The sequence below is a fragment of the Phaeobacter sp. SYSU ZJ3003 genome (assembly GCF_041300735.1).
GTDB classification, from domain to species: Bacteria; Pseudomonadota; Alphaproteobacteria; order Rhodobacterales; family Rhodobacteraceae; genus Phycobacter; species Phycobacter gallaeciensis_A.
On record NZ_PXNU01000049.1, the window covers coordinates 23680 to 41538 of the forward strand.

Consider the following 17859-nt stretch of genomic DNA (forward strand, 5'->3'; position numbering starts at 1 on the left):
CGCCGGATCAGGCGCTGGCAGCTTCGATGGCTTCGACCACCTGGTCCACGGTGCGCATCAGAAGAGCATTATCCTCGCATTCCGCCATCACCCGGATCAGCGGCTCGGTGCCGGATTTGCGGATCAGCAGACGCCCCTGCCCCATCAGCGCCGCCTCAGCATCGCGGATCGCGTCCTGAACGCCGGTCTCTTCCAGCGGCGTCTGCCCGGCGCCAAAGCGCACGTTCTTCAGAAGCTGCGGCACCGGATCGAACTGGCGCACCAGCTGAGAGGCCGCCTGCCCGGTCTGCACCATGGCGGCCAGCACATGCAGCCCCGCCATCAGCCCGTCGCCAGTGGTGGCGTAATCGCTCATCACGATATGCCCGGATTGTTCACCGCCAAGGTTGAACCCGCCCGCGCGCATCGCCTCGACCACGTAGCGGTCGCCGACGGCGGTGCGTTCCAGCCTGAGACCCCGGTCCTCAAGGAAGCGTTCCAGCCCGAGGTTCGACATCACCGTGGCCACCAGCGCGCCGCCTGCCAGCCGGCCTGCCTCGGACCAGCGCGCTGCCAAGAGCGCCATCAGCTGATCGCCATCGGCAATGGCGCCGTTCTCGTCGATGACGATCACCCGGTCGGCATCCCCATCCAGGCAGATCCCCACGTGGGCGCCATGGGCGACCACCATTTCGGCGGCCGCCTGCGGCTGGGTAGAGCCGCAGCCGCGGTTGATATTGGTGCCATCGGGGGATGTGCCCATGGCGATCACCTCGGCGCCCAGCTCCCAGAGGATTTCCGGCGCGGCGCGGTGGGCGGCGCCATTGGCGCAATCCACCACCACCTTCAGCCCATCCAGACGGATATCGCGCGGCAGCGAGGATTTCACCCGCTCGCCATAGCGAAAGCGCGCATCGTCGATCCGCTTGGCGCGGCCGATATTGCCCGCCTGCGCCGGTTCCACCCCGGCCTCGATCAGGGCTTCGATCTCGATCTCCGCCTGATCGGAGAGCTTGAAGCCGTCGGGGCCGAAGAATTTGATGCCGTTATCCTCGGCCGGGTTGTGGCTGGCCGAGATCATCACGCCAAGATCGGCGCGCATAGAACGCGTCATCAGCCCTACCGCCGGGGTCGGCACCGGCCCCAGCAGGAGCACGTTCATGCCGGTGGAGGTCAGGCCGGCGGTCAGCGCGTTTTCGAACATATAGCCCGACAGGCGGGTGTCCTTGCCGATCACCACCCGGTGGACGCCGCCGGCCTCGCGCCGGAAATAACGCCCGGCGGCGGCGCCGATGCGCAGCGCCATATCGGCGGTCATCGGGTGGGTGTTGGCGGTGCCGCGCACCCCGTCGGTGCCAAAGAGTTTGCGCATGGGTCGGTTCTTCTTTCCGTCAAATGTCCCCAAAGCCGGTCGCTGCCTAAAGGCGCAGGTCCGAGGCCTCGGGCGGCAGGATGTATTTCAGATCATAAAGCAGCGCGCCGGGGGTGCCATAGGCGCGGATCGCCTCGGCACCCATCTGCCGGAAGGCATCATGGGCCACCGCCAGCATCACCCCGTCATAGCGCCCCGCGGCGGGCTCGGCGACCAGGGGGATACCATATTCCCGCAGCGCCTCCTCGGGGTCGGCATGGGGGTCATGGACCTCGGGGAGGACGCCGAATTCCTCAAGCGCGCGCAGCACGTCGATGACCCGGGTATTGCGCAGATCGGGGCAGTTCTCCTTGAAGGTCAGCCCCATCACCAGCCCCGCGCGCCCGCCACCGGCAGGCCCCGGCGCAGCATCGCCTTGACCATTTCCCCCGCCACATAGGCACCCATACCATCGTTGAGCCGCCGCCCCGCCAAGAGGATCTCGGGGTGATAGCCAAGGCTTTCGGCCTTATGCGTCAGGTAATAGGGATCGACGCCGATACAGTGCCCGCCCACCAGACCCGGGCGGAAGTTGAGGAAATTCCACTTGCTGCCTGCCGCCTGCAGCACTGCTTCGGTATCGATACCCATGCGGTTGAAGATCATCGCCAGCTCGTTGATCAGGGCGATATTGATGTCGCGCTGGCTGTTCTCGATCACCTTGGCGGCCTCGGCCACCCGGATCGAGGGCGCGGGATGGGTGCCGGCCTGCACCACCTGGCGGTAAAGCGCATCGACCTGTGCCGCCACTTCGGGGGTCGAGCCGGAGGTGACCTTGACGATATCGGCCAGGCGCCGGGTCTTGTCGCCGGGGTTGATCCGCTCCGGCGAATAGCCGACGTGGAAATCCCGGTTGAACACCAGCCCAGAGGTGGCTTCGAGCACCGGCACGCAGTCTTCCTCGGTGGCGCCGGGATAAACTGTGCTTTCATAGATCACCAGATCGCCGGGTTTCAGCGCGGCGCCCACGGTCTCCGAGGCGCGCAGCAGCGGCGTCAGATCCGGGCGGTGGCTGGCATCCACCGGGGTCGGGACGGTAACGATGAAGATCGTGCAACCGGCAATCTCGCCTGGGTCCGAGGTAAAGGAGAGCTGGCCTGCCCCGGTCAGATCATCGGCGGCGATCTCGCCGGTGCGATCCCGGCCGCCGCGCAACTCGGTGATACGGTCCGCGCTGATGTCGAATCCCAGGGTCGGGCGCTGCTGGCCAAAGGCCACCGCCAGCGGCAGGCCCACATAGCCAAGGCCGATCACGCAAATCCGCGCCTCTGGATCGCTCATGCCGGGGTCCTTTTCCTGTTCGGGCCGGGAAACGTGCCGAAAATCCTGCCGGGGGTCGGGAGAATGACCGGATCGGCAGGTGTCTGACCCTTGGCTATAAACGGCTGTGAATGGGGCTTCAACAGGGTGCAAAAAAGCGGGCCACAGAGGACCCGCTTTTTCACAATATCGTTTGCCGGACCGTGCCGACCTGCGACCGCCTGGCTTAGTTGCTGGTGGTCGTGGTGGTGGTGGTGCCGGTTTCGTTGTCGTCGTTGGTGATAACGCCGATCAGAACTGCACCTGCAATGATACCTGCACCCAGACCGCCTGCGCCCAGGCTACCGCCGAGACCGGCTTCGCCACCGCTTGTCTGTGCGGATGCGGATGTTGCGGCCATTGCGGCCAGTGCGAATGCTGCGAAGAATTGTTTCATGATCCAAACTCCTGTGGAGACCTTTGAGGCTGACACTATGCGACGACGTCTTTCAATTCAACGAAAGGAGAGGCTGTAGCGGGCAGAAAAAAACATTTTTTTTGAACGTTGCGCGAAAACCGCTCAACCTCTGCGAAATGCGGGGAAAATAAGGCGGAAAAGGCGACACTTCGCTCAGAGTGTCAGCTGGCGGATACGCAGATAGCCGGTGGTGGGACCGGCCCATTGCCGCGATTGCCACAAATGGCCGCTGCGGGAATCAATCCAGTAGTCATTGACCACCACGCCAGATTCGCCGCCCGGGCCGGATTCGCAGCGTTCCTGCAGATGCCGGGTCTGGTAGGTTAACTCGATGATTTCGATGGTCTCTGTCCCCAGATCAGAGACCGTGCAGGCCAGGGTGAAGACCTCGGACCGGTTGTCGAGCGCGGCAAATTCATAGCGCCGCGCGCCCGTACCCGCAGGTCCCATCACGCTGCCCCCCTCATGGACCAGCGCCGAAGCAGACAGCATGTCGTTGCGCAGCCCGCGGGTGGCGGTGAGCACGCCGTTGCGCATCGCCAGCGTCACCGCGTCCTCGGTCAGCCAGACGGTGACCTGACCCGGGGTGCTGTCCTGTTTCACCAGCTGCGGCTGCAGATAGGCGCGCTGGCCGTCGTCCTCGATGGTGACCTCGATATAGGTCTCATCCAGGCTGTCGAGCAGCGCCCGGGTGACCGGCGGGCGTTCGGGCTTGCGCTGCAGGCGTTGCTTCACCTGCTGGCCGACGACCTGCATGATTTCCACCTCAAGCGGTGCATCCTGCGGCCCGCCGCTGCAGGCGGCCAGCACAAGCGCAGCGCTGAGGATCCCGGCGAGCGCGCGCAGGGGGCGGGTCAGCTGTGTCATAATCATTCCCAGAACCTCGCCCGTTGCGCCCGCAGGCTGCGGCGGTGGGCGGTGCGCACATCGCCGTAAAGACCGCCGACCCCGCCGACGCGCTGGCCGCCGTCGCGCTGGATCGGGCGGATGGTCAGCCCGTAGGCGTTGCGGGTTTCCTTGCCCAGGAGCCAGCCCAGCGGAATGCGGAAATAGAACCCCTTGTCAAAGGAACCTTCGCCGAACTCCGCAGCCGAGACATTGGTCAGGGTAAAGAAACCGCCGACCTTGAAGCCGTTCTCGAATTCCCGGAACAGGCTGAAGGTGCCGCCGTAATCCCCCGCCAGATAGCGCCCGACATCGATCTGCGCCTGATAGCTTTCGCCCAGCTCCAGATAGGCCGAGGCATGGCCGGTGAAGGTCTTGTAATCGCGGAAAGACAGGCGCTGGTCGTAATCGCGCTGAATGACATAATTGGCCTCGACCCCCAGCGCCAGCGGGCTGGAGACCGGTTTCCACAGCACCTCGCCGGACAGACCGCCATACATGCTTTCGAACAGGCCGGCGCGCAGGCGGGCATAGACGTTGCGCCGCGGCTGCCAGCTGCGGTCCACGTAGAGGTTTTCCAGCGTGGTGCCATATTGCGCATAGAAGGACTGGTCGGTGCGCACATGCGGCAGCACCGAGTTCGACGCCCGCCCGTCCTGCACGTTGCCCCAGGCCCGCTGGCGGATGGTGCCGGCGATGCGCCAGCCCGGCGCCGGGGAATAGCCTGCCGCAAAATCCACCCCCACATCCAGCCGGAAGGGCCGGGCCGGGTCGAAATAGGCCGGCGCCGCATAGGGGCTGATGGAGCGGGTGAAGGCGGGATAAAGTTCCTCCGAGAAGATTGCCGTCTCAGGCAGTGGCCCGGCGCCGGTCACCGCCGCCACCGCCATCAGACCATCAGAGGCCTCGGGCGAGAATTCCAGCTCTTCCAGATCGGAGCGCCGGATCACTGTAGTGGACAGTCCCATGCCCGAACGCACCGGGATGATGCGGAAGGTCTCGATCGAAGGCGGCAGCGTCAGCGCCATGGTGCGCGCCACCCGGCCCACTGCGATGGCATAGGAGCGGTACCGCGGGTTGCGGAACCGCACCTCGGCCTCGGTCCCCTTGAGATCGATCGCCTCCAGGATCAGCCCGTGCGGTTTCAGCCCTTCAGCCACCAGATCGCGGAACCGGGTGCGTTTATATTCGCTTTCGGTCCAGTCCTGGCTCCAATGTTCCTCTTTCGTGGCCCATTGGCTGCGCGGCACGATGGGCGCCGGGGCGGGCACCTGGGTCGCGATGATCGGGTGCCGGGGCTTCAGCTGGAACTGCGCGGTGATGCCAAGTTCGGAGCCATACATGTAATAGGCGCCGATGCGGGTGGTCTTGGACCATTGGTACTCCAGCCCGTAGTTCACCTGCGACTTGCGCTCGAAGACATTGGAGATGCGGGTCTCGGTCACATAGGCGTCCGAGGAATACTCCGCCTTGACGGACCAGCGTTCATTGGCCTGCCATTCGATGCCCGCAAAAGGCGCGAAATCGCCGCGGAACCATTGATCATAAGACAGGTTACCGCCGGTGCCGCCGCCAACAAAACTGGGGCGCTTGCCGCCGATATTGCCAATCGCCCCGTAAGAGCCGAGCCGCCCCCAGCCCAGACCGGCCGAGACCTTCAGCTGGCCGGGGCTGCGCCCGGGCGCGCCGCCAAAACGCAGGGGCGGCGTCTCGATCCGCTTGGTGGCGACCAGATATTCCGCTGCATAGACCCCGGTGCCGGCGAAATCCTGCAATCCCATGGTCAGTTCCGGCAGGTAGCGCCGCTCGCGCAGCAGGCGGAAGCGCACGTCGAAACCGCGGTCGTAATAGGTGTTGAAGCCAAAGAGGTTGAGGTTGCGGATGCCGTTGTAGCGGAAGGAGGCGCTGAGCCAGGGCAGCGCCTGAAAGGTCAGGTTGTAGCGGCTCTGCCCGCCGAACCAGGAAAAGGTGGTGGCGAAATGCCCGTCCGGCAGCATTTCGGCGCTTGGCGTGTCCATCAGGCCGGGGGTGCCGTAGAAATTGAGCCCCGGTGCTGCGGGCGGCTCCAGACTGGGCGCATCAAAGTTATCGACCTGCGCCGCAGTGGCAAATCCCGGCGCCGGGGCGGCGTCCTGCGCCACAGCGCCAGAGGCGCCTGCGCAGATCCCCGCGATGATCGCGGCAGAAAACCCAGAGGTGCCCGACCCTGCGAAAGAGGGCCAAACGCGCCGGAACGTATATCTGCGGGAAGAGGTCACGACGGTCCTGACTGTCTGAAAATGCCTGCCTCAGGCGGTTAGAACACAGAATCCTGAACCGGATCAACGGTCAGAACAGCGCGGCGCGCGCTTATGAGGTTTTCCGGTCCGCGGGGGGCTGGGTGTAGCCTTCGACCCAGCGCATCACCACCTGCCGGGCTGCGCTCTCGTCTCCGGCGGCCACTGCCTGACGCAGCCCGCGCAACAGGGCGGCGGTTTCGAGTTCCGACAGCACGGTTTCCCGGGCGCAGAAGATCTTCTGATGCCGGGTGCCGATCACTTCCTGGCTGAGGGTCAGCTCCTCTTCCATCTTCTCGCCGGGGCGCAGCCCGATGATGTGGATGGCGATATCGCCTTCGGGATTGTCTTCATCGCGCACCGTGTAACCGGCGCTGGCAATCACCTGACGGGCCAGCTGCAGGATCGAGACCGGCTCGCCCATGTCCAGCACGAAGACCTCGCCGCCCATGGCCTCGGCGCCGGCCTGCAGCACCAGCTGCACCGCCTCGCGGATGGTCATGAAATAGCGTTTCACATTGGGATCGGTGACGGTCACCGGGCCGCCGCGGCTGATCTGCTCCTGAAACAGCGGCACCACCGAGCCGGAAGAGCCCAGCACATTGCCGAACCGCACCATGGTGAAGACGGTGTTCGGATGGCGGCTGGCCAGATCCTGCACGGTCAGCTCGGCCATGCGTTTGGAGGCGCCCATCACATTGGTCGGGCGCACCGCCTTGTCCGAGGAAATCAGGATGAAGCGTTCCACCCCCGCCTGCGCTGCCGCCCGGGCCAGGGTTTCGGTGCCAAAGACGTTGTTGGCCAGGCCCGGCAGCGGGTTGGCCTCGACCAGGGGGACGTGTTTATAGGCTGCCGCATGCAGCACCACCTGAACGTCGTGGGTGTTCAGCACCAGCCGCACCTGACGCGGATCGGTGACCGATCCCAGCACCGGCACAACCTCGATCCCGGTGCCCGCAGTCAGCTGCTTCATTTCCTGATGCACGGTATATAGCGCCAGCTCAGAGAGTTCGAAAAGCACCAGTTTCGTCGGCGCGCAGGCCAGCACCTGACGGCAGAGCTCCGAGCCGATCGACCCGCCAGCGCCGGAGACCAGAACCACCCGTCCAGCATAGGAGGCGGCGGCCTCCTGCAAGGGCACATCGCGGGCCGCGCGGCCGAGGAATTTCTGCGGCGCCACCGGGGTCAGCTTGTCCACCAGCGCCTCTTCGCCGATCAGCTGGGCAAAGGAGGGCAGCGCCTGCACCTCCAGCCGCATATCCTGCAGGCGCTTGGTGATCTGGGCCTGTTTCGGCTGGCTTTGCGACGGCATCGCCAGCAGCACCCGCTTGATGCCGCGGGTCTTGACGATGTGGTCGATGCGGGCGGGCGGAAACACCGGCAGCCCCACCAGCGTCATGCCCTGCAGCGAGGAATTGTCATCGACAAAGGCCACCGGATCGATGCCGTCATGGGCCTTCAGCGCCTGCGCCAGCTGGGTGCCGGTGGTGCCAGCGCCGTAGATCAGCACCCGGCAGCGCGGCTGGGCGCGGCGGTAGATCGCCATGACCACCTGATGCAGCACCCCGCGGGTGGCAACCAGGAACAGGAAATAGCTGGTGCCGAACACCACATGGGTGCCGGGCGGCAGGTCGGGGCCAAACAGGTAGGTCAGCCCGGCCACCACTGCGGCGGTTACAGCGGCCACCGCTGCCGTCAACGTCACCGCGTGACGTTCATAGGCGTTGAGCTGCACCATCGGCAGTCCCAGCCAGACCGACATCGCCGCCATCACCGCCATGGCATAGGGCAGTACCGGCACCATCAGAATCAGAGTCTGCAAAGCGGGATCCGGCAGCGGCTGCACCGCGAAGGTAAACAAAAGCGCCAGGGGGATCAGAGCCAGATCAATAGCCAGAAAGATATAGGATTTCTGTTTGCGCGATAATGCACTGATCAGATTAAACACTCTTGTGCCCCTGCTCCCTGACAGCCAGCCCGAGGCTTCTGCCATGCCGTTGCCCGGTCATGACATCGGGTCGCTGCCCTTGCATGAAGCGTTTGTCTGCAATCCCGCCCATGCTGTCCGCCCGGTTTGTGCAAATCATCCGGATCACTATTCAAATTCGCTTGCGGATATTTCTATCCCGTTTTTGGAGTTTAGCACAAACCCCAAGATGGCGGAAAGTCGCCAAATCCAGACCCTGTGTGTCCTGGAAACAGGCCCCCTAACCGCGGCGGAAGATATTGCCGATGGTCTGGAACACCAGATCGAAATCATAACACATGTTACGGTGGCGCTGGTAAATCATATCGAGCCGCGCCTTGGCAGGCACGCAAATGCGCGAATAGACCGCATCGGTTTCCTCGCGGCTTGTGCAGCGCTCCAGCAGCGCCGCCTCGTGCTTGTGATAAGTGATCGACGCCAGCCCGGTGACGCCGGGACGGCTTTTCAGCACCTTTTCATAGACTTCCGGATGGGCCTCCACATATTGGCGCAGCGGCGGGCGCGGCCCGACAAAGCTGAGATCGCCCTTGAGGATGTTCCAGAGCTGGGGAAATTCATCCAGCCGCTTGCGCCGCAGCCAGGCGCCAGTGCGGGTGATGCGTGCCGCCTTGTCACCGCCGGAGACGCCCGCATCCTCGGCCACCACGGTCATGGTGCGGAGTTTCCAGAGATCAAAGGGCTGGTCCGGCGTTTTCATCCGTTCTGCCACATAAAACAGCGGTCGCCCTTCCTTCAGCAGCAGCCAGAGCAGCAGCAACAGCAGAATCGGCCCAAGAATCACGATCAGCAGCGTGGCAAAGAAAAGATCGAAAAGGCGTTTGGCCCAGGTCATGTCTCAGCTTTCGTCCCTCAGCGCGGCCCATTCGGCCACCAGCTGCGCCGGATCGGCAGGGGGCAGCGGCACATCCGGCGGCAGCAACCCGGCCAGCCGGGTCACCTCCAGCGCAACCTCGGGGATGGCGCTATCGGGCGCCGGGCGCAAGCTGAAATCTAGCCCCGCCGCGCGCAGCAGATCGCCCATGGCAACTGGGCCGGGCTGGGCCAGGTTCAGCACCTCAGGCAGACCCTGGTGCTGCACCAGTGCCGCCAGCACCTGCGCCAGCATCTGCACCCCGATATAGCTGCGCCGGGGCGTCGTGCCATCGGCGAAACGGTCCAGCTGAAACCCGGGGCGCCAGCCGCCGAGAATGGCATCGAGCCCCGCGATATTGCCGATCCTGAGGACGGTGACCGCAACCCCGGCCTCTGCCCCCAGCCTGAGGGCCTGCGCCTCCATTTCGGCCTTGGCGACGCCATAGGGATTGGCTGGGGTTAGCCGCGCCTCTTCGGACAGGATACCGGACTGGTTGCCATAGACCGCCCCCGAAGAGGCCAGCAACACCCGTGTCTTTCTGTCGCTTGCCCCGTTTTTGGCCCGGCCTCTGACCTCATTGCAGTTCTGCGCCGCCCTTATCGCGGCCTCGGCGAGGCGGGCATTGTCATCGAGATCACCACCATGACCCGGGGTGACCCCGGCGAGGCAGAGAATCGTATCGGTGCCCTCTGCCGCCTGCGCAAGGGCAGCGGGATCTTTCAGCGGCGCAAAGATATGCCAGGCGTCATCTATTGCAGGATCGGCCGTGGAACGGCGCGCCTGCCAGCGCAGATCGTGGCCGGGCAGCAAAGTCGGCCAGTCCCGGTGCAACAGCCCGCCGATCCGCCCTGCGGCGCCGAGCACCAAAATGGCCGGGGCGGCGGGATCGCCCCCCGATTCTGCCTCCATAGGTGTTGACGCTTGTTGTTGACGCATGGCACAGGCCCGGTATCTTGCTCGCATAAAAACCACAGGTCCGAAACCGGATCAAAAATCAAGCCGTTTCCGGACAGGGACCTCATGCGCTCTTTCATTTCACTGCTCGCCGCCGTCAGCCTTGTTCTTTTGTCGGCGGCCTGTGGACGCCTGCCAAGCGGCGCCCCTGTCAGCGAGGAAATCCTGGCCCAGTCAAGCGAACCGGATGCCGATTTTGCGCTTTATCAGGTCACCCGCGCCTTCCTGCCGACGGTGGGGCAATGGCCGGAAACCGGCCAGAAGGAGCTTTTGGGCTGGATCCGGGCCAGCCAGGGCGCCAAGACCCAGATCATCCAGGCCGGCGACACGCTGACGCTCCGGATCTGGGACAGCAGCGACAATTCCCTGCTGACCTCAGCCGAGCAGAAGATGGTGCAGCTGCAGGACGTGCGAGTAGCCTCGAACGGCTCTGTCTTCATGCCCTATGTGGGCAATGTGAACGTGCTGGGGCTAACCCCGGATCTGGCGAGGGAAAAACTGCAGAAAGAGCTGGAGGCCATCGTGCCTTCGGCGCAATTGCAGCTGGACATGGCAGAAGGGCGCGGCAACTCGGTCGATCTGGTCTCGGGCGTTGCCCAGCCCGGCACCTATCCGATGCCGGACCGCAACTATACGGTGATGGGGCTGATCTCGGCCGGGGGCGGCATTTCCTCCAATCTCAACAACCCGCAGATCCGCCTGGTGCGGGGCAGCAATATTTACGGCACCTCGGTGCAGAACCTGCTGAACAATCCGCGCCTTGATACACTCCTGCGCGGCGGTGACCGAGTCTTCGTGGAAGAGGACGAACGCTATTTTCTGTCCTTCGGGGCTACCGGCACCGAGGATCTGCATATCTTCACCAAGGACGAGATGTCGGCGATGGACGCGATCTCGGTCTCGGGCGGGTTCCAGGACAACAAGGCCGATCCCGAAGGGCTGCTGGTCCTGCGCGAATACCCGGATTCGGCGGTGGCGCCCGGCCAGCGTGGCCCGCGCCACAACCGCGTGGTCTTCACCCTGGATCTGACCACCGCGGACGGGCTGTTTTCCGCCCGCACCTTTGAGATCAACCCCGGCGATCTGGTCATTGCCACCGAATCCCCGATCAACGATGCGCTGACCGTCTCCAATCTCATCGGCAACTTCTTCGGCGTCTTCAGCCGGGCCGGCGTGCTCTAGCGGCGTCGGCGACAAGCCCCGCGATCCGGCCTCAGCCTGCCGCCGGGCGCTGCCACTTCATATGCATCAGCTTGCGGGCCAGAGTGGCCTCTACCAGTTCCGCGTCAAAGGGGTGGTCCAGGAAGTCGAACAGCGGACGCCAGGCCTCGGGGCTGGACACATAGTCATTGTAGTGGAGCGCCAGGCAGCTGCCGGGATGCGCCGCCTGCCAGCCGGCATAAAGCGCCTCGGCCCCTTCCAGCTGAGCGGTGACCTCGGCCGGATCCATGGTCTTCCACCAGCCCGACCGGCAGACCTCGGCGTGATTGCGGGTGTTGAAGATGAACCGGGCCTGCGGCATGTAGCGCTGCAGGAACTCCAGCATCGGCACGAACAGATCCGGCTCTTCATGCCAGCGGATTTCCTTGAAGCCGATCACCCGTGTGTCCGCGTCGGGGCGCAGCACATCGCCCAGGAACACGGACGCCAGATCGCGGCCCAGGCGGTCGACATCGATCGCCTCGTAGCCGTACCAGGGCTGATGCGGCCCCGAGGGCAGCGGCCCGGCGATCTTCATGCGCTCCACCTGCTCGGGATAGAACAGACGCAGCTGCTGCCAGGCCCGCACCAGTGGCGCCAGCAGATTGGCGTTCTCCCCGCGCAGGACATGGCCCGGCAGCGCATTGATCATGTTCTGCAACAGGGTCGAGCCCGACCGGCCATAGGTGATCACAAAGACGGTCCTGTCGACCTGCCCGAAAGGATCGCCGCGCCCGTCTTCCGGCCCATCGTCCAGCCTGTGGTCCTGCATGTGATACCTCATTCCTGAAACGGGTCCCTAAAACTGGTGCAAGACCAGCCGTGCTCTTTGCCGCGCCTTGGCCGAGTGCAGGGCTGTCCACGCCAAGCGCATGATGAAACCGGATGTCGTCGGCAATGATATCCTGCTCATTGCGCACCAGAAGGGTCATCGTGATTTTGAGGAAGGGTCAACGGGACGGGCTCCTTGATGTCCTGAGCAGGGTTTGATCCAGTCTAAGCCTTCGGAACACCTGAACAAGCTGCACCAAACTGCCGCTTCATGCCGCTTTTCCAGCCTTTTTGCCAGTCCCAAACGCAAAGCACCGGATCACAGCCCCGTCAGGCCTGGCGTTGCAAAGTCCGGCAAACGTCCTCACGCGCCCGCCGTCCGCGGGCGCATTTTGTCACCCCGGAAAAATGCCCGTTCAACCGGGTTTCCTTGCCTGCCGTTATGACGCATAGATGCGGAATAATCGGAGCGCTCTGTCTCACCTGTATTTTCTGCGTTATGGAGCATATTTACACCGTCACCAGAGACAGCAAGAGCCTGTGGCTCGAAACACGCGCGACACACGTCAGACGACCCAAGGGCCGCGCATAACATCGAATTGTGTTAAGAAGGCATGACAAACAAAAATCACCAATCTGGCAATGACGAGCTTTTGGCGGTGCGTCGTCGCAGCCGTGGGCTTTACTGGTTCGTCGGAGTCTTCAGCTTTTTCGTGAACATGCTGATGCTGACCGGCCCGCTTTATATGATGCAGGTCTATGACCGGGTTCTGGGCAGCCGCTCCGAGGCCACGCTGGTCGCCCTGTCGCTCCTGGTGGTGTTCCTTTACGGCATGATGGGTCTTCTGGATTACGCCCGTGGCCGCATTCTGGCGCGGGCCGGGGCCCGGTTCCAGGCGGCGCTGGACCAGCGGGTGTTCGATGCCATGATCCGCCGTTCGGCAGTGGCGCGTGATCCCGTGGCGCAGACCGGGCTTGGCGATCTGGAATCGATCCAGCGGCTGATTTCATCGCCGGTCCTTGGCGCTGCCTTCGACCTGCCGTGGACGCCGGTGTTCCTGGCCGGAATCGCCCTCTTTCACCCCTGGCTCGGCCTGCTGGCCCTGACCGGTGGCGCGGTGCTGATCGGGATTGCCGTGCTCAACCAGCTGCTGAGCCGCACGCCGCTGCAAAAAGCCAATATGTCCGGCCACAAGGCCAACCTGATGTCTGAGGAAATCCGCACCGAAGCGGAGATGATCCAGTCCATGGGGATGCGCAATGCCGCCTTCCAGCGCTGGCAGAAGGCGCGTTCGGCCGCGCTGAAGGACAATATCGCCGCCACGGATACCGGAGGCGGCTTCACCACCCTCACCAAGACGCTACGGCTGTTCCTGCAATCGGCGATGCTGGGGCTGGGCGCCTATCTGGTGCTGCAGGGCGAAATGACGCCCGGGGCGATGATCGCCGGGTCGATCCTGATGGGCCGCGCCCTGGCCCCGATCGAGCTGGGCCTCGGCCAGTGGGCGATGGTGCAGCGCGCCATGAAAGGCTGGAACAACCTCGGCGAACTTCTCGCCAAGGTGCCGCCGGAGCAGGAGCGCACCGCGCTGCCGCAGCCCAAGGCACTGCTGGAGGTGCAGGGGCTGGCGGTGGTACCGCCCGGTGACAACAAGGCGCAGCTGCGCAACGTGTCGTTCCGGGTGCAGCCGGGGCAGGCGATTGGCGTGATCGGCCCGTCGGGATCGGGCAAATCCACCCTGGCCAAGGCCCTGACCGGCGCCTGGCGCCCGGCGGCGGGCACGGTGCGGCTGGACGGGGCCTCCATCGATCAATACGCGCCGGAGGTTCTGGGGCGTCACATCGGCTATCTGCCGCAACGGGTGCAGCTGTTCGACGGCACCATCGCCCAGAACATTGCCCGGCTGGCCCAGGAGCCCGATGCCGACAAGGTTGTCGCCGCCGCCAAGAAGGCCGCCGCGCATGACATGATCGTCAAACTGCCCGACGGCTATGACACCGCGGTTTCGTCTGGTGGCGGGCGCCTGTCGGGCGGCCAGATGCAGCGTGTCGCCCTGGCGCGCGCGCTTTATGATGATCCGGTTTTCGTCATTCTGGACGAGCCCAATTCGAACCTCGACAATGATGGATCGGTGGCGCTCAACCGGGCCATCAAACAGCTGAAAGCGGACGGGAAATCGGTGATGATCATGGCCCACCGCCCGGCCGCCATTCAGGAATGCGAGCTGCTGCTGGTGATCGATCAGGGCGTGCAGACCGCCTTTGGTCCCAAGGACAAGGTGCTGCAGGAGATGGTCGCGAACCATCAGACGATCCGCAAGGCACGGGCCCCCGGAGGTGTGAAATGAGCGTCGAAAAAGACTGGTCTGCCCGGCGTCCGCTGACCCTTGGCCTGCTGGGACTGCTGATCCTGGTCGGTGGGTTCGGCACCTGGGCGGTGATGTCCTCGATCGCGGGGGCGGTTGTTGCCTCCGGCCGGATCGAGGTGGACCGCAACCGTCAGGTGGTTCAGCATCTGGATGGTGGCATCGTATCGGAGATCCTGGTCGACGAGGGCGATACCGTCGCCGCCGGAGAGACGCTGCTGCGACTGGACGAAACCGAGCTGCATTCGCAGCTGGTGATCACCGAAGGTCAGCTGTTCGAACTGATGGCCCGCCGCGGCCGACTTGAGGCCGAGCGCGACGAGGTGGATGAGATCAGCTTTGACCCGGAGCTGGAGACCCTGGCGGCGCAGCGCCCTGAGGTGCGCGATCTAATGGAGGGGCAGGAGCGCCTGTTCCTGGCCCGTCGCGACTCGACCAACCGGGAGATCGAACAGCTGGAAAAACGCCGCACCCAGATCAACGATCAGATCGTCGGCATCAAGGCGCAGCAGGAGTCCATGCGAGTACAGCTGGATCTGATCGGCGAGGAACTGAAGAACCAGCAGACCCTTCTGGAGCGCGGGCTGGCGCAGGCGGGCACGGTTCTGAACCTGCGCCGCACCGAGGCGAACCTCAGCGGCTCTCTGGGGGAACTCCTGGCCAATCAGGCCCAGGCCGAAGGCCGCATCACAGAAATCGACATCCAGATCCTGACGCTTGGCTCGCGCCAGCGGGAAGAGGCGATCACCCGTCTGCGCGATCTGCGCTACCGGGAGCTGGAACTGGCAGAAACTCGCCGCTCGCTGCTGGAGCGCCTGAACCGGCTCGACATCACCGCGCCGGTGTCGGGCGTCGTCTATGGCATGCAGGTCCATACGCCGCGCTCGGTGATCCGCCCGGCAGAGCCGGTGCTGTATCTGGTGCCGCAGGACCGTCCGCTGGTGATCGCGGTGCAGGTGGTACCGACGGATATCGATCAGATCTTTGTCGGCCAATCGGTGACGCTGCGCTTCTCGGCGCTGGATCAGCGCCAGACGCCGGAACTCTTTGGCAAGGTGACGCAGGTCTCTGCTGACGCTTTTGAGGACGAAGGTACGCGGGTGTCCTACTACCGCGCCGAGATCGCACTGGATGACGGCGAGTTGCAGCGCCTGCCTGCGGATACCGCCCTGATCCCGGGCATGCCGGTGGAAAGCTATATCCGCACCAAGGACCGCTCACCCCTGACCTATCTGCTGAAACCCTTCAGCGACTATTTCGCAAAGGCCTTCAGAGAAACATAACGAGATCCGCTCCGACGGACAGTCGGGGCGGTTTTGCTCTTTTCGCCAGCAGCTTTCGGCGCTAGCGTTCCGAGTCTGACACATGCTACCGATTCCTCTGGTTTCATCGAGAGCATCAAGCGCGCGGCGCTCGCGGGTGATGATGTCATCGGCGGTCTTGCTCCAGACGAAGGGCTTTGCGTTGTGCAGCAGCAGGTAGTCGTAGATCGCGCTCTGCAGGTCGTCGACGCTTGAGTAGCTGCCGCGCCGGATGCGCTTCGACGTAATCTCGGCGAAGAAGCGTTCGAACAGGTTCAGCCAGGACGCGCTGGTCGGTGTGAAATGCAACTTGAAGCGCTGATGTTTCTCCAGCCATGCCCACACCTCGGGCGTCTTGTGAGTGGCGTAGTTGTCGAGAACCATGTGGATGTCGCGCGGTTTCTTCACAGCCCGGTCGATGCGGCGGAGGAACTTCAGGAACTCCTTCGCCCGGTGGCGCGGCAGGCATTCGCCGATCACCACGCCGGATTTGACGTCGAGCGCGGCGAACAGCGTGGTCGTGTCGTGGCGCTTGTAATCATGGGTCATGGTGGCGGCACGCCCCTTCTTGAGCGGCAGCCCCGGTTGGGTGCGGTCCAGCGCCTGTATTTGAGACTTTTCATCGACGCACAGCACCACCGCCCGCTCCGGCGGATCGAGGTAGAGCCCGACGATGTCGGTGACTTTCTCCTCGAATGCTGGATCGTTGGAGTCCTTGAAGCCCTTTGTCAGATGCGGCTTCAGCCCCGCCTCGTCCCAGATGCGGCCCACGCTCGACAACGAGATGCCCATGGCCTCGGCCATGGTAGAGCCGCTCCAATGGGTGGCATTGGGCGGGCTCTCCTGCACCGTCTTCGCGATCACCTTGAGCCGCGTTTCCCGCGGCAGCGGCGGCACCCGCGAGGGCCGCGTTTTGTCGCGCTTGAGCCCCGGCATGCCTTCATCGAGATACCGCTCCTGCCAGCGCCAGACGGTCGGCTTCGACATGCCTGTGCGCCTTATGATCTCGACCGTGCCCTGACAGTCCGCCGTCGCCAGCACGATATCGGCGCGCCATGCAAGCTTGCGAGGCGTGTTGTGGTTGGTGAGCAGAGATTGAAGCTCGGCGCGGTCAGCGGGGCCAAGATAAAGGCAAACGTCGGAGCATCTCATCCAACAATCATGCCACGGCAGAGCAGGATTGGGAATCCTATGTCAGGCGGGGAACACTAGCGCCGCCTCCGGACAGCGATCTGTGAGGACAGCAATTATATCATTATTTGCCTGCCGATTACCTGCCATCCTTACCTGCAAAAATCGAAGTCCGCCCCCGAACATCAAGCGCCTTGCATGATCCCATAACCTTCCCATTGACGGAAGTCAGAGAGACGGGCGGCTCCTTTTGTTCCAGTTTTTCGATCGCGACAATGGAATCATAAAACCGCACGGAGTTGACCTCTTTAGCCATCTCCTGAAACGCAAACAGTTTATCCTGCTTCGTGTACCAAGAGTGAATTTTATCAACGAGTCTCTTGGAATACTCAATGAAACTGGTCTCGTTTCGGTAACCACCGCCAAACCCTGGCCAGTAGCTGGTGTGGCAATCTTCCACCATATAGAGCCCACCGTTCTTCAAATGCGACCACAACCCCTCAAAACTGGCGATCTGGTGGGAGCAGACATGACTACCGTCATCAAGGACTACATCAAACGGGCCAAATTCCTCGACCAGAGCTGCAAGAAACTCTGGGTCAGCCTGATTGAGCTAATGGGATGAACAGCCTTCCCACCAACCCGCTGCTAGAGTGGCGGACATAGGTGGAGAGAGGAGGATCTGATGGACATCAAGGTTCTGGGCATTGATTTGGGCAAGACCGTTTGTAGCCTGGCCGGGTTGGATGAAGCGGGAGTGGTTGTGTTTCGCAAACGGCTCCAGCGGCATCGGCTGCTGGACTTTCTTGATGCGCTTCCGCCCTGCGTGGTTGCGATGGAAGCTTGTGGCAGAGCGCATCACATCGGGCGTTTCTGTCTTGAGAAGGGACATGAGCCTCGTTTGATGTCGCCGCTCTATGTCCGGCCATACGTGAAGTAATGATCACCTCTCCATTACTTCACTTATCATCAGTTGGCCATAATGCGGAGGAACCTGCGCAGACTTGCTGTTTGCCGGCGTTTTCGCC

11 protein-coding genes and 3 pseudogenes are annotated in these 17859 nt (G+C 63.5%); 4 read left to right on the forward strand and 10 right to left on the reverse strand.

Features of this window, described 5'->3' with window-relative positions; all coding sequences use genetic code 11:
- Positions 1 to 7 precede the first annotated feature (7 nt).
- The 8 genes and pseudogenes from glmM to C6W91_RS16795 all read right to left on the reverse strand — a co-directional run bounded on the left by glmM (position 8) and on the right by C6W91_RS16795 (position 10017).
- A complete protein-coding gene (gene glmM / locus C6W91_RS16760) occupies positions 8 to 1351 on the reverse strand; it encodes a phosphoglucosamine mutase (RefSeq protein ID WP_370571155.1) in 1344 nt (447 codons plus the stop codon).
- A 46-nt stretch (positions 1352 to 1397) separates the two neighbouring features.
- Positions 1398 to 2671: pseudogene (locus C6W91_RS16765) on the reverse strand (nucleotide sugar dehydrogenase).
- A 205-nt stretch (positions 2672 to 2876) separates the two neighbouring features.
- Complete coding sequence (locus tag C6W91_RS16770) at positions 2877 to 3086, reverse strand: hypothetical protein (protein ID WP_370571156.1); 210 nt, start codon at positions 3084 to 3086, stop codon at positions 2877 to 2879.
- A gap of 174 nt (positions 3087 to 3260) precedes the next feature.
- Complete coding sequence (locus C6W91_RS16775) at positions 3261 to 3974, reverse strand: YjbF family lipoprotein (protein ID WP_370571157.1); 714 nt, start codon at positions 3972 to 3974, stop codon at positions 3261 to 3263.
- Positions 3975 to 3976: 2 nt separating this feature from the next.
- Positions 3977 to 6250: a YjbH domain-containing protein gene (locus C6W91_RS16780; protein ID WP_370571158.1), complete on the reverse strand. Its 2274-nt coding sequence runs from the start codon at positions 6248 to 6250 to the stop codon at positions 3977 to 3979.
- A gap of 91 nt (positions 6251 to 6341) precedes the next feature.
- On the reverse strand, positions 6342 to 8216 hold the full coding sequence (locus tag C6W91_RS16785) for a polysaccharide biosynthesis protein (RefSeq protein WP_370571159.1): 1875 nt from the start codon (positions 8214 to 8216) through the stop codon (positions 6342 to 6344).
- A 259-nt stretch (positions 8217 to 8475) separates the two neighbouring features.
- The gene (locus C6W91_RS16790) at positions 8476 to 9087 is read right to left on the reverse strand and encodes a sugar transferase (RefSeq protein ID WP_370571160.1); all 612 of its coding nucleotides are present in this window, start codon (positions 9085 to 9087) and stop codon (positions 8476 to 8478) included.
- A 3-nt stretch (positions 9088 to 9090) separates the two neighbouring features.
- Positions 9091 to 10017, reverse strand: a complete 927-nt coding sequence (locus C6W91_RS16795) for an NAD-dependent epimerase/dehydratase family protein (protein ID WP_370571161.1) — start codon at positions 10015 to 10017, stop codon at positions 9091 to 9093.
- A 111-nt stretch (positions 10018 to 10128) separates the two neighbouring features.
- On the opposite strand from C6W91_RS16795, the gene C6W91_RS16800 reads away from it, so the two are divergent.
- Positions 10129 to 11244: a polysaccharide biosynthesis/export family protein gene (locus C6W91_RS16800; RefSeq protein ID WP_370571163.1), complete on the forward strand. Its 1116-nt coding sequence runs from the start codon at positions 10129 to 10131 to the stop codon at positions 11242 to 11244.
- 31 nt (positions 11245 to 11275) lie between these two features.
- Here C6W91_RS16800 and C6W91_RS16805 read toward each other — a convergent pair whose 3' ends face one another.
- The gene (locus C6W91_RS16805) at positions 11276 to 12034 is read right to left on the reverse strand and encodes a sulfotransferase (RefSeq protein ID WP_274869151.1); all 759 of its coding nucleotides are present in this window, start codon (positions 12032 to 12034) and stop codon (positions 11276 to 11278) included.
- A 613-nt stretch (positions 12035 to 12647) separates the two neighbouring features.
- Here C6W91_RS16805 and C6W91_RS16810 point away from each other — a divergent pair.
- Both C6W91_RS16810 and C6W91_RS16815 read left to right on the forward strand, forming a co-directional pair.
- Positions 12648 to 14381, forward strand: coding sequence for a type I secretion system permease/ATPase (locus C6W91_RS16810; protein WP_370571164.1), 1734 nt, complete (start codon positions 12648 to 12650; stop codon positions 14379 to 14381).
- Entirely contained in the window at positions 14378 to 15682 is a 1305-nt protein-coding gene (locus C6W91_RS16815; RefSeq protein WP_370571165.1) for an HlyD family type I secretion periplasmic adaptor subunit, read from the forward strand. The genes C6W91_RS16810 and C6W91_RS16815 overlap by 4 nt, the downstream gene beginning before the upstream one ends.
- A gap of 105 nt (positions 15683 to 15787) precedes the next feature.
- On the opposite strand, the pseudogene C6W91_RS16820 reads toward C6W91_RS16815, so the two are convergent.
- Positions 15788 to 16852 (reverse strand): annotated as a pseudogene (locus C6W91_RS16820) (IS630 family transposase); the annotation flags it as partial.
- Positions 16853 to 17516: 664 nt separating this feature from the next.
- On the opposite strand from C6W91_RS16820, the pseudogene C6W91_RS16825 reads away from it, so the two are divergent.
- Positions 17517 to 17768, forward strand: a pseudogene (locus C6W91_RS16825) (IS110 family transposase); the annotation flags it as partial.
- Between the last annotated feature and the right edge of the window lie 91 nt (positions 17769 to 17859).